We start from the raw sequence: 13,084 nt of genomic DNA on the forward strand, positions 1-13,084 counted from the left end.
TTCGGATATTGTGTCTCCTGAAGACGATTTTTATGACAGATGGAACGGGGAAACGATATAAATTCACACAAAAAAACCGTTAGCTTTTTTTCGCTAACGGTTCCACGATTCCTTTTTGTATGAGCAGATGGAAAATGGATAAAATGACAGCCATCCAAATGGCCGTTCCAAACCCATCAATGTTAAAACTATCTCCCATAAAGCTTGAGGTCATCATCAGTGTGATGGCATTAATGACAAAGAGGAACAATCCTAGTGAAAGTACTGTCACTGGCAGCGTTAAAATGATCAAAAACGGCTTCACTAAAATATTGAGCAAGGACAAAATAATACTTGCTACAATCGCTGCGCCAAAGCCTTCAATATACACACTACCAAGGCCTGGCAGAATGCCTGAATCAAAATATCCAGCAATGACGATTAAAAGTAATGCATTGACGAAAATACTAACGATCCATCTAAGCATTTAGTTAGTGCCTTCTTCCGGAACAACAAAATACCAGATGAAGTAGATCAAGAAGATCGGCATAAATGCTGTCATAAATCCGATGATCACCGTTAAAATACGAAGCAGGGATGCATCGACACTTAAGTATTCAGCAAGTCCACCGACAACACCCGCTATTTTTTTATCTGTCGCTGAACGATAAAGCTTCTTCATGTAGAATCACTCCTTGTCTGATTGGTGCTTTACTTGGATTGAGCCTGTTTTTGTTTCTGCAAAAATGGATATATTGTGCTCCGCCTGTTGATTGGCTTTGATCATTTTCTCTTTTTGCAACGTTTCATTTTTCTCTTTAATCATATTTGCATCAAGCAGCTCATGAGAGATCGATCCGAGATTGCTTTTCAGCTCCGCAGTCACTGCACAAGCACGCGGAATCTGAACGTCCACACTGCCTGTTGTCGTTTTTGCATAGATCGAACGGCATTTCTCATCTGACAGCTGAACAGCAATGTTCCCATTGAAGCTCTGTGCATCAATTGATTCACTTTTCCCGCGCAGGTCAATGAGCCCATTAATGGTTTCTACTTCAATCATACCACACTCGTGATCAGCCAGTTTGATTTGTCCATTTGCTGTTTCAATTCCGACCTTTTCTGCTTGTAAAGAGGCAAAAGAGACGACGCCATTTGTTGTTTTTGCAGCCAGTTCTTTTGTCTTTAGCTTTTCCCCGCGAATCGGTCCATTAAACAGTTTGACTTTGATTTTATCGTATTGGATACGTGGTACATACAGGGTGACATTGACCTTCATGGTCTTCTTTTCAGTTCGGATAAAAAATTTGTCCCCTTCAAGCCCGCAATCCAGATGTTGAAGAAATTGCTGTCTTGCCTGCTCTCCATCCTCTGCACGGTAAATTTTTGCATGACACTCTGCCCGAACATCCCCATCTTCCCAAGGCATCAAATTGAGACTGCCGTTTGCCAATTGAATATCTAAATGGGACAGTGCAGCGTCTTTGAATTGAAAAATGTGTTCAACGTCGACGGACTGTCCAAAGTTCAAATCAAGATCTACATCTTTGACCTTTTTCACCGCCGAATCTAACCATCCAAACAGCTTTGCACCGAGGTTTTCAGTACCAGTTCCTTTATTCTCTGTGCCAGCTTTTTCTTCATGAAAAGTATGATCAGCCGTTGATTTTTCTAGTGAAATGGACTGATTTTCTTCTAGTTTTTCAAGCAGCGTAATCGCTTCTTTTGCAGATAATGTCCCGTCTTCTACTAATTTTAAAATGCGTTCTTTTTCATTCATACAAAGCCCTCCTACGATTTGATGGATTGAAGCACTTTAATACCTTGAATGATATTCCAAATGACAGAGATCAAAAAGCCAATGGCGACTAAAAAGGACAAGATAAGTACGGTGAACACTGGAACGAGTGAGTCGCTTGCCTGTGTCGTCAATAAAAAGGGGATAGCTCCAAAAACCAGCAGCACACACGCTGCGACTGGCAAAACATGTGACCACAATGCACGCAGCGAATGCCGTTTCGTTTCCTTTTGATCCACTACAAAATATGCCACGATCGGTACAATAAACGGCATGAAAAATACACTAAAATAACAAATAGATGCAATGATCGACTGATCTCTGTTCATATATATTCGCTCCTTCATGATGAAAATTCCTTTCTAACTCATACGTTTATGGCGTATAAAAAGTTTCAAACTCATTCGATTTACATATGACCTTAGACACAAATTATTTCTTTTTGCACCTAAGTGTAGATTCTTCATGGATTACCCTTTAAAATATGTTGAAAAGATGGTGATTATCATTATAGGGGGTAATTATTTTGACAGATCATCATAATGCTAACCACACGGCACAAACGCTTTTAGACCTTATACAGAAACAGAAAAGCATGAACAGCGATATGATCAAGGAGCTAGAGGCCATTCATCCGTCTCATCCGAAGTATGGTGATATCCGTTATTTAAAAGTACTGCTCGATAGTAGCAGCACTCATATTTTAAAGGATTTAACGCACCTCAGTAACTTAATGCCAAAGGAAGATGTGCAATAAAAGGAAAACCCCTCTTTCGGAGGGGTTCAGATTGTTGACAAAGGGCTAAAATGAACTTGATTTTAGCCCTTTGTCTTCTTTTCAGCGTGATAGAAAACCTTTGCAGTCTAGGAAGGACGAGTACTGGCGCGGAGCGAATTTGACATTCGTGAGCACCGGCACGCAGGACTGACAAAGAATGCGAGGGTTTGTCTACACGCTGAAACCCCTCTTTCGGAGGGGTTTTTCTTTATGAGGATGTCACACTTTCTGTTTCTTTGACTAACTGTTTCATTCGCTCACGATCACGCTCTAAAATCGGTTTTAAGTATCGACCGGTGTAAGAAGCTTCTTCTTTAGCAATGTGTTCAGGTGTTCCTGAAGCAATAATCGTTCCTCCACCAGCACCGCCTTCTGGTCCTAGATCAACAAGGTAATCGGCTGCCTTAATAATATCAAGGTTGTGCTCAATGACCAATACCGTATCCCCGTTTTCGACCAAGCGCTGGAGCACTTTTAACAACCTAGCAATATCATCCACATGAAGACCCGTTGTCGGTTCGTCTAAAATATACAAGGATCTTCCGTTTGAACGGCGGTGAAGCTCAGATGCCAATTTCACACGCTGCGCCTCTCCACCAGACAATGTCGTGGCAGGCTGCCCAAGTGTAATGTATCCTAATCCAACATCAAAGATCGTTTGCAGCTTCCGCTTAATTTTCGGGATATTCTCGAAAAATTGAAGTGCGTCCTCTACCGTCATTTCAAGCACATCGGAAATATTTTTCCCTTTATACGTGACCTCTAACGTCTCGCGGTTATAACGTTTCCCGTGACACACTTCACAAGGCACATATACATCAGGTAAAAAGTGCATTTCAATTTTAATAATGCCATCTCCACGACATGCTTCGCAGCGTCCACCTTTCACGTTAAAGCTGAATCGCCCTTTTTTATAGCCTCGTACCTTCGCTTCATTGGTTTGCGCAAACACATCCCGCACGTCATCAAATACACCTGTATACGTAGCAGGATTGGATCTTGGTGTACGTCCAATTGGAGATTGATCAATATCAATGACTTTGTCTAAGTGATCCATTCCTTTGATTTCTTTGTGCTGTCCTGGCTTCGCTTTTGCTCTGTGCAGTTTTTGGGCAAGGGATTTCAATAAAATTTCATTCACAAGTGTACTTTTCCCTGATCCTGACACACCCGTCACAGCGGTAAAGACACCTAAAGGAAACTTCGCATTCACGTTTTTAAGGTTGTTTTCTTTTGCCCCTTTAATTTCAATGAAGCGGCCGTCAGGCTTTCGTCTCTCAATCGGAAGCGGGATGAATTTCTCACCAGATAAATATTGTCCAGTCAACGATTTTGGGTCCTTCATGACTTCTTCTGGCGTTCCAGCTGAAATCACTTCTCCTCCATGAACCCCTGCACCTGGTCCAATATCAATGAGATAATCAGCGGCAAGCATCGTATCTTCATCATGTTCTACGACAATCAGTGTGTTTCCGATATCTCGCATGTTTTTCAATGTCCCAATCAACCGGTCATTATCCCGTTGATGCAGACCAATCGATGGTTCATCTAAAATATAAAGAACGCCTGTCAGTCTTGATCCGATTTGTGTCGCCAAACGAATCCGCTGCGCCTCCCCACCTGATAATGTGCCAGCAGACCGGCTTAATGTCAGATAATCTAACCCCACATTATTCAAGAAGGACAAGCGCTCTTTGATTTCACGTAAAATGAGCTGAGCAATCTGCAAATCTTTCTCAGACAACTCAATTTTCTCATAGAAATCAAGGGCATCAGATACAGACAAATCGGTCATTTCTCCGATATGTTTGCCATTGATGAGAACCGCAAGTGTTTCTTTTTTCAGGCGATATCCTTTACAGGTCGGACATGGCTGATTGGCCATATATTTTTCCATCTGCTCCCGAATATAATCGGAGCTCGTTTCCTTGTAGCGCCGTTCAATGTTACGAAGCACACCTTCAAATTCGATTTCATTTTCACGGACCTGGCCAAAATCATTTTCATATTTAAAATAAATCAGCTCAGAGCCGCTACCATATAAAATTTTATCAAATAAATGCGTCGGGATATCTTTTACTGGAATATCCATGTCAATTCCATAGTGTTTACATACCGCCTCAAGAAGCTGCGGGTAATATTGTGAGCTTTGAGGCTCCCATGGGGCAATGGCATGCTGACGTAAAGTCAAATCCTTATTCGGAATCACAAGCTCTGGATCTACTTCTAGTTTAGAACCAAGCCCATCACAGCTTGAGCAGGCACCGAAAGGGCTATTAAACGAGAACATTCTCGGCTCAAGTTCCCCAATAGAGAATCCGCAGTGCGGACAAGCATGATGCTCACTAAATAACAGCTCCTCTTGTCCAATCACATCAATCATCACACGACCTTCACCAAGTCGGAGTGCCGTTTCAAGAGAATCAGACAACCGTGCAGCCACGCCTTCTTTCACGACAATTCGATCAATCACCACTTCAATGGAATGCTTTTTATTCTTTTCAAGCTCAATCTCTTCTGACAGGTCCTCCATCTCGCCATCAACTCTGACTCGAACGTAGCCCTGCTTTCGAATTTGATCAAGTACTTTCACGTGTGTTCCCTTACGTCCAGATACGATCGGCGCAAGCACTTGTAGTTTCGTTCGTTCTGGATACTCTAAAATACGGTCTGTCATTTGCTCAATCGTCTGTGATGTAATTTCGATCCCATGAATAGGACAAATCGGTTTTCCGACTCGAGCATATAATAGACGCAAGTAATCATAAATTTCTGTAACAGTCCCAACGGTTGATCGAGGGTTCCTGCTTGTCGTTTTCTGGTCAATACTAATCGCTGGAGAAAGCCCTTCAATCGCATCTACATCTGGTTTGTCCATTTGACCGAGAAATTGACGTGCATAGGCTGACAGTGATTCAACATACCTGCGCTGACCTTCTGCATAAATGGTATCGAAGGCAAGCGACGATTTTCCCGAACCAGATAAACCCGTAATGACCACTAGCTGATCGCGTGGGATATTGACATCAATATTTTTAAGGTTGTGGGCTCTTGCCCCTTTCACCTCTATTCGTTCCATAGCCATCTGGCATTCATCCTTCCGCTTTTAGCTCTAGCAATAGATCTCTTAATTCTGCTGCTTTTTCAAAATCAAGCGCTTTTGCTGCATCTTTCATTTCCATCTCGACGTTTTCGATCACTTTTTCTCGTTCTTTTTTGCTCATTTTTGACAACTTTGGTGCTGCTTTTGTTTCGTATTCTTCCGAATCCTCATGTACTTTTGTTGCCTTGATCACATCTCGAATCTTCTTATGGATCGTTTGCGGAGTGATACCAAATTTCTCATTATACGCTTCTTGCTGCTCACGTCTCCGCTTTGTTTCTTGTATGGCAATGTCCATTGATTTCGTCATATTGTCTGCATACATAATAACCCGGCCTTCTGCATTTCTTGCAGCACGGCCAATCGTCTGGATGAGGGATCTTTCTGAACGTAAAAAGCCTTCTTTATCCGCATCTAAAATCGCCACGAGCGACACCTCTGGAATATCCAAACCTTCTCGAAGAAGGTTGATCCCAACAAGCACATCATATTTTCCGAGACGTAAATCACGAATAATCTCAATCCGCTCTAGTGTCTTAATTTCTGAGTGCAGATAATTGACCTTGATTCCGATTTCTTTCAGATAATCTGTCAGATCCTCAGACATTTTCTTCGTTAAAGTCGTCACAAGCACACGCTCATTTTTCTCAACCCTTGCATGAATTTCCCCAATTAAGTCATCGATTTGTCCTTCAATCGGACGGACTTCAATGATTGGATCAAGCAAACCGGTTGGTCGAATAATTTGTTCCACAACCTCTGGCGTTTTCTCAAGCTCGTATGGGCCAGGTGTTGCGGATACATGCACAATATGGTTAATGTGTTTTTCAAACTCAGCAAATGTGAGTGGTCTATTATCAAGTGCTGACGGCAGACGGAATCCGTGATCAACAAGCACTTGTTTTCTTGCCTGGTCCCCATTGTACATGGCGCGAATTTGCGGGATGGTCACGTGTGACTCATCGACAACAATCATAAAATCATCCGGAAAATAATCAAGCAATGTGTAAGGTGTTGAACCGGGCGGACGTAAGGTGAGATGTCTTGAGTAGTTCTCAATCCCTGAACAAAAGCCCATCTCTCTCATCATCTCAAGGTCATACCTTGTCCGCTGCTCAAGACGCTGTGCTTCAAGTAGTTTTCCGTTTTCACGAAGCTTTTTCAACTGTTCCTCAAGCTCTTTTTCAATATTAATAATCGCTTTTTCCATCTTTTCTTCTCTTGTGACGAAGTGAGATGCTGGGAAAATAGCAACGTGGTCACGATCACCGAGAATTTCTCCAGTGAGAGCATCTACTTCACGAATACGTTCAATTTCATCACCGAAAAACTCCACTCTGATACAATGCTCATCTCGTGAAGCAGGAAAAATTTCAACGACGTCTCCTCGAACTCTGAAGGTTCCGCGCTGAAAATCTATATCATTACGAGAATACTGAATATCCACAAGCTTACGCAGCAGTTGATTGCGTTCAATTTCCATTTCAGTTCGTAAAGACAGCACAAGCTCTCTGTATTCTTCAGGAGAACCTAAGCCATAAATACAGGACACACTGGCAATGATGATGACATCTCTTCGCTCAAATAATGAGGATGTGGCGGAGTGCCTTAGCTTATCGATCTCATCATTAATGCTGGCATCCTTTTCAATAAATGTATCAGTTTGAGGCACGTACGCCTCAGGCTGGTAATAATCATAATAACTCACAAAATATTCAACAGCATTATTCGGAAAGAATTCCTTAAACTCGCTGTATAATTGTCCGGCAAGTGTCTTGTTATGCGCAATGACAAGTGTTGGTTTGTTCACTTCTTTGATCAGGTTGGATACAGTAAAGGTCTTTCCCGTACCTGTAGCACCTAACAGCGTTTGATGCTGTTTCCCCTGATGGATGCCCTCCACAAGCTTTTCAATGGCTTTTGGCTGATCTCCTTGGGGCTGATAGTTAGAAACTAATTCAAAGCGGTCACTCACATCAAAGCCTCCGTTTCGTTACGAAATCTATCTAATGAATATATTATCATAAAAGAACACAAAAATACGAACTAAAGTTCGTGTCTGACTTGATTTTTATTTCCAATACAACCATACCCTCTCTGCCGTGGCTCATAACCCTCTAAAGAAACCTTCCTTTCAGTATGGAACATTTTGGAGCGAGATATTCGATCAGCAGAAAAACCACAAAAAAGAAAGCTGCACTCACTAGAATCGTAAGCACAGCTCCTGCAATCAAAAACATTTTCTTTTCATCAAGAGGGATCACATCAATGATGTTTTTCAGCCTTCTCTCTTTTTTCGACTTCTTTCTTGGCCATAAACAATGCCCCGGCCACTAAAGAAATAATATCTAATCCTACGATAAAGTAGGTTTCTGTATAGCCTTTCATATACGAAGCAAATAAAAGCGCTGCTGTTAATGCAATGCCAACGTAATGATTATAAGTAACCTTTGAAAATAAAATAACGAGCAAGAAAGGAAAAACAAGTGCAAATATGGCTTTTGTAATCACAAAAACCCTCCCTCTACATGGTCTACTCCCTTGATTATAGTAAAGATTGGCATAATGAACAATTCACAGTTTTCAATTTCAGCTTTTTTCTTCTCGGTTGAAGACTTTTGATATAGATGAGGAGGAAAATTAGTGAAAACGTCCCCTTTCTAAAGATAGGTCTTTACGTCTTTGACAGTTACATCCAATAAATTCTATGATGAAAATGATAGTGCGCACTATCATTTTAAAAAACAAAAAGAGACAAATGAAACCATTGGCTATTTGGATAAGGGGGCATTCCCATGTATTCAGTATTATTTCATGCGGCTGAAGAATCCGCATCACTCGCAGGGGCAAAAGGCGTGAATTTAATTAAATTAAACAATCACGGACTGCCAGTTCCAGATGGATTTATTATTAAAACGAACAGCTTTGCAAGCTTTCTTTCATATCACAATTTCCATCCAACTGATCAAAATCTTGCCCGAAAAATCACAGAAGCTTCGTTTCCTTCACAAATGGAGACAGAATTACTTTCATCCTTTCAATCATTGTTGAAAACATATCCGTCCGTTGCAGTGCGATCCTCTTCTGTTTCGGAAGATCTTGAAGGCGCCTCCTTTGCAGGTCAATACGAGACCTATTTAAATATCAAAACAAATGAAGAATTCTTGCAAGCCGTCAAAGAATGTTGGTCGTCTTACTTCGCAGCAAGAGTCACAGAATATAAGGAAGAAATGATTGAGAACGAGGAAGAGATGCCGCTCATGGCTGTTGTTGTACAAGGATTGATCCATTCTGACATCTCTGGTGTCATCTTTAGTGAGAATCCTGTATCAGGAAAAACAAACGAAGTCTTGATGACTGCAAGCTATGGACTAGGAGAAGCCATCGTCTCCGGCCTTGTGACGCCAGATACCTTTATTGTAAACAAAGAAACGTACTCTATTGAAAAATCACTAGGAACAAAAGAAGTGCAAATTGTCCCCTGTCAAGAGGGCGTCATTGAACAACCCGTAGGTGAGGAGATGGCTGGCCAATTTTGTCTTCAAGATGATCAATTGATCCAAATCACGAAAATGACAAAACAAGTAGAAGAACTTTATGGACATGGAGTAGATATCGAATTCGGCATGTCAGATGGTACTTTTTATTTACTTCAAGCAAGACCGATTACTGCATCTTTTTCCAATACAGCAAATGGCTCCTCAGGTGCAGCCTTTCAAATGAAACCTGAAGAGCTGCAAGACTTCTGGATCTCAATGGACGATCATATGCCTGGACCCACAAGTCCTCTTTTTTCAAGTTTGATCATACCTGCTTTAAAAAACGGGATGAAGAAAAACGGAGAGAAGTATCAAGTACCAGACCTTAATATTAAAAATATCAAGCTTTATAGAGGCCATTTGTATTCTTCACCGTCTATGCCAGAAGCGTCAGCGGAACCAGTTTTTGACGAGAGCCTATTCGAAATGTTTCCTCATTTAAGCGAAAGAATGTATCGCATTTTAGAGCAAAACTTGTTCCCATTATACGAAAAACTTGATCGGCAAATCACTCAATCGCTAACAATTGATGATGCCATTAATGGTTTTCAAGAATTAAAAGAGATTTATCTAAGAGCGTATGACGACCATTTTGACATTGTCATACCTCAAGTCATTCTATCAGCGATCATTGAAGACATGCTTGTCACATATACTGGGGATCAAACACAAGTCGTTCTGCTGCATGAAATGATGATAGGTGTGATGAACAAGTCTCTTGAAACAGATCAAAAGCTATCTCACTTGGCAAAAGACGTTCTTCAAGATTCCGAGCTTCTTCAGGCATTTAAAGATCATTCAACGAATGCTGAACTATTATATGCTCTCAATCACACAGATAAAGGAAAAAACTTCATTTCCAACGTAGAAGCTTTTCTCCAAGTCTATGGTTGGCGGTCTGTTAAAAGCCATGATTTCACAGAGGAAACATGGGTGGAAAATCCTGAATTTGTCTTGGACATCATTAGAAACAACATTCAGTACCAATCTGATTTTGATGAAGAATTTGCACAAGCCGTGATCAAAAGGCAAGAAACGTATGAAGAGTTTATCAATCAAGTGACAGATGAAGCGTTTAAAACAAAATTTGAGGAACTTTATCATTTTGCACTCCATGCAGCCAATATTCGAGATGATCATCACTTTTACATTGATGCCATGTTAGATGCAAAAGCGAGACTCTATCTCTTAAAAATTGGTGAACTTCTTGTCCAAAAAGGAGCGATCCCTCATCAAGAAGACCTTTGGTATCTTTACGATGATGAAGTCCTCAATGCGCTCACAACTTCGGCCACATACGATTCGATCATTCAGCAAAGAAAAATTGAAATGAAGGAAAATGAATCCATCCAACCACCAGCTTATACAGGAACGCCTTCTGAAGCTGAATTGCAGCAAGTAGAAAGAATGCTTGGTTCGCTAAGGGAAAATGAAAACAACACAGACGATGCAATCTATGGAATTGGTGCATCTAGCGGCATTACTTCCGGAAGAGTCAGAGTCATTACATCTGCTGATGAATTTTCACAATTTGAAAAAGATGACATTTTAGTTTGTAAAACAACGACACCTTTATGGACCAGCTTATTTAGAGACGCAAAAGCAGTCATCACCGATTCTGGCGGCATTTTGTCCCATTCCGCTATTATCGCTAGAGAATATATGATACCTGCTGTCTTAGGTACACGGATCGCAACTGAAAAACTAAAATCTGGTGACCTCGTGACAGTAGATGGAGCCAATGGGCGTATCCAGTTATTAAATCAGCATTCACGGGCATAGTCGTCACTGTTTGGATCATATTGGCGGTCACAGATTTTATCGGTATACTTACTTTGTTGCAAACACATTCATAACCTGAGGTGAGTATGCTTGTTAAAATCAACAAATCAGCGGATCATTCGCGCAACAATGGAATTATTGTCTGAAAAGGGCTATCAAAAAACAACGACAAAAGAAATTGCGACAAAAGCGAATGTAAGTGAAGCGACAATTTTTCGTAACTTTAAAAACAAACGCGGCGTGATTGCTGCCATTATGAAAATGAAATCAACACCGACCAAAACCCTTGAAGCTGAATTTAAAGACGATTTATACACCGATTTAAAATTTCTCGGTAGCTATTTCCTTGAAGATTTGACTTCAAAAAAAGAATTTATCTATATCAGCATGAGAGAACCCGCTATGTTTAAAGATTTAACAGACCATGAAAAAATTTATCCTCAAGAATTGAGAGACATGCTAATTCATTATTTCAAAAAAATGAGTGCTCAGCATCGTGTATTAGAAGGAAAAGAAGACATCTATGCTGATATATTTATTAGCACGTATTTTGGCTTTTTCATTCAACAGCTAGAGCAAGACATTCAGCTTGTTTTAACACAAAAAGAAGACTTTATTGAGACATGCACACACATTTTCATGAGAGGAATTTCCCCCACTTAATTGGGTGAAATTCTTCTTTTTTACAAAGGTGGTAAACACATTGAATCTTAAAAAAGAGAACTTGATCATTTATTCTTTGCTGCTTGGAGCTATTTTAGTTCCAGTCAATTCAACCATGATCGCAGTCGCTCTATCATCCATATCAACTTATTACGATCAATCCATATCAAACATTACTTGGGTGGTCACGATTTATCTAATTGTCATGGCAGTCACTCAACCTATTGCGGGTAAGCTGGGAGATATATACGGCCACCGCAGCATGTATTTAGCTGGTGTGATACTCTTTTTGATTGGCTCCATTGGATGTGCTTTCGCACCTAATCTTGCTTTTCTTATTAGCTTCCGATCAATTCAAGCGGCAGGCGGAGCTATATTAACACCGAACAGCATTGCTTTAATTCGAGCAACAGTATCACATGAAAAGCTTTCTAAAACTATGGGTTTTTTCGGTTTTGGAGCGGGAATTGGTGCCGCACTTGGACCTTTTATCGGCTCTATTCTCATTCAGAGCTTTGACTGGCATTCCATTTTCCTAGTGAATATACCATTTTTGATTCTCACACTTGTGACAGGCGTTTTTATGATTCCGAAGATGAAACATACACGTTTACAAGCCAATGTAGATATCATCGGTTCGTTATACTTAACAATCGGGATCGCCACACTCATTTTGTTTACTAAAAGCCAATTATTAAACGAATACATGATCTATGGCGTTCTAGCGGTCATTTCCATCCCTTTATTTTTCAAACACGTACGGAAAGTTACAAATCCCATCATTGATTTGACATTATTTAAAAACAGTACCTTTACGAACGCTAACCTTTCTATCATGCTTAGTAATTTTGTGATGTACGCGATTCTTCTCATTATGCCGCTGTTTATGGAGCAAAAACTCGCGCTTTCTCATACACAAAGCGGGATTTTCCTTTCAATCTTTTCACTCTGTATGTCTATTAGTGGATTACTCGGGGCAAAGCTCCATCCAATAAAAGGTGCCAAAAAAATGATTCGATTTTCATTTCTCTGTCTTACTTTATCCGGTGTTATGCTGATCACACTAAGCAGCTACCCAAATTTACCACTCCTTATCATCACATTAGTCGCTGGGGGGATCTCATCAGGTATTGGCATGACTAGCATGCAGATGGCTTCTTTAACATCTGTTGATCAGAGTTTATCCGGCTCTGCATCTGGGATTTTTTCTACCTTTAGATATTTCGGAAGTATCATTTCATCTACTTTAATTGGTATATTAAGTGGTTTTCAATCTTTATTTATCATATTAATGGGCGCAGGTATTCTTGGTTTCCTCCTCTCTCATCGTCTAAAAACGAAACCCACTTCTCATTCATCTGAACACTCTGCTTAATGACTCCCTTCGCTCTATTTAGGGCGGGGGAGCTACGATTATTTGTTACTGTAACCGATTATGGATA

Annotated in this window: 11 protein-coding genes; 4 read left to right on the plus strand and 7 right to left on the minus strand. The window is 40.6% G+C overall.

The annotated features are described in order from the left end of the window. Positions 1-79: 79 nt before the first annotated feature. The 4 genes from NSQ64_RS17785 to NSQ64_RS17800 are packed head-to-tail and all read right to left on the minus strand — an operon-like array spanning position 80 to position 2,106. Positions 80-466, minus strand: coding sequence for a phage holin family protein (locus tag NSQ64_RS17785; protein ID WP_007500042.1), 387 nt, complete (start codon positions 464-466; stop codon positions 80-82). After that, the gene (locus NSQ64_RS17790) at positions 467-661 is read right to left on the minus strand and encodes a PspC domain-containing protein (RefSeq protein WP_008348183.1); all 195 of its coding nucleotides are present in this window, start codon (positions 659-661) and stop codon (positions 467-469) included. It lies immediately after the preceding gene. Between the two features lie 6 nt (positions 662-667). Continuing rightward, positions 668-1,759, minus strand: a complete 1,092-nt coding sequence (locus tag NSQ64_RS17795) for a DUF4097 family beta strand repeat-containing protein (protein WP_341017611.1) — start codon at positions 1,757-1,759, stop codon at positions 668-670. A gap of 11 nt (positions 1,760-1,770) precedes the next feature. After that, complete coding sequence (locus NSQ64_RS17800) at positions 1,771-2,106, minus strand: hypothetical protein (RefSeq protein ID WP_008348186.1); 336 nt, start codon at positions 2,104-2,106, stop codon at positions 1,771-1,773. 197 nt (positions 2,107-2,303) lie between these two features. Here NSQ64_RS17800 and NSQ64_RS17805 point away from each other — a divergent pair, with 197 nt between their 5' ends. Continuing rightward, positions 2,304-2,534 carry a hypothetical protein gene (locus tag NSQ64_RS17805; RefSeq protein WP_008348188.1) on the plus strand — a complete coding sequence of 77 codons (231 nt, stop codon included), beginning with the start codon at positions 2,304-2,306 and terminating at the stop codon, positions 2,532-2,534. Between the two features lie 229 nt (positions 2,535-2,763). On the opposite strand, the gene uvrA is transcribed toward NSQ64_RS17805, so the two are convergent. The 3 genes from uvrA to NSQ64_RS17820 form a co-directional block, all read right to left on the minus strand. Further along, positions 2,764-5,640, minus strand: a complete 2,877-nt coding sequence (uvrA, locus tag NSQ64_RS17810) for an excinuclease ABC subunit UvrA (RefSeq protein WP_341017613.1) — start codon at positions 5,638-5,640, stop codon at positions 2,764-2,766. A 7-nt stretch (positions 5,641-5,647) separates the two neighbouring features. After that, entirely contained in the window at positions 5,648-7,633 is a 1,986-nt protein-coding gene (gene uvrB / locus NSQ64_RS17815; protein WP_341017615.1) for an excinuclease ABC subunit UvrB, read from the minus strand. 290 nt (positions 7,634-7,923) lie between these two features. Beyond that, positions 7,924-8,169 (minus strand): CsbA family protein, encoded by a 246-nt coding sequence (locus NSQ64_RS17820; protein ID WP_008348197.1) that lies wholly within the window; start codon positions 8,167-8,169, stop codon positions 7,924-7,926. 284 nt (positions 8,170-8,453) lie between these two features. Between NSQ64_RS17820 and NSQ64_RS17825 the strand changes: the two genes are divergently transcribed. From NSQ64_RS17825 to NSQ64_RS17835, 3 genes are all read left to right on the plus strand, one after another. Further along, entirely contained in the window at positions 8,454-10,979 is a 2,526-nt protein-coding gene (locus NSQ64_RS17825; RefSeq protein ID WP_341017617.1) for a PEP/pyruvate-binding domain-containing protein, read from the plus strand. Positions 10,980-11,069: 90 nt separating this feature from the next. Further along, positions 11,070-11,642: a TetR/AcrR family transcriptional regulator gene (locus tag NSQ64_RS17830; protein WP_008348201.1), complete on the plus strand. Its 573-nt coding sequence runs from the start codon at positions 11,070-11,072 to the stop codon at positions 11,640-11,642. 40 nt (positions 11,643-11,682) lie between these two features. Then, positions 11,683-13,017 carry an MFS transporter gene (locus NSQ64_RS17835; RefSeq protein ID WP_017357883.1) on the plus strand — a complete coding sequence of 445 codons (1,335 nt, stop codon included), beginning with the start codon at positions 11,683-11,685 and terminating at the stop codon, positions 13,015-13,017. Positions 13,018-13,084 lie beyond the last annotated feature (67 nt).

The sequence above is a fragment of the Bacillus sp. FSL W8-0183 genome, assembly GCF_038006825.1.
In the GTDB taxonomy this organism is placed as follows: Bacteria; Bacillota; Bacilli; order Bacillales; family Bacillaceae; genus Bacillus; species Bacillus altitudinis.

Bases quoted from the DNA above. Each gene is read 5' to 3' on its own strand.
- NSQ64_RS17785 (WP_007500042.1), bottom strand. From the start codon at position 466: ATGCTTAGATGGATCGTTAGTATTTTCGTCAATGCATTACTTTTAATC.
- NSQ64_RS17790 (WP_008348183.1), bottom strand. From the start codon at position 661: ATGAAGAAGCTTTATCGTTCAGCGACAGATAAAAAAATAGCGGGTGTT.
- NSQ64_RS17795 (WP_341017611.1), bottom strand. From the start codon at position 1,759: ATGAATGAAAAAGAACGCATTTTAAAATTAGTAGAAGACGGGACATTA.
- NSQ64_RS17800 (WP_008348186.1), bottom strand. From the start codon at position 2,106: ATGAACAGAGATCAGTCGATCATTGCATCTATTTGTTATTTTAGTGTA.
- uvrA (WP_341017613.1), bottom strand. From the start codon at position 5,640: ATGGCTATGGAACGAATAGAGGTGAAAGGGGCAAGAGCCCACAACCTT.
- NSQ64_RS17825 (WP_341017617.1), top strand. From the start codon at position 8,454: ATGTATTCAGTATTATTTCATGCGGCTGAAGAATCCGCATCACTCGCA.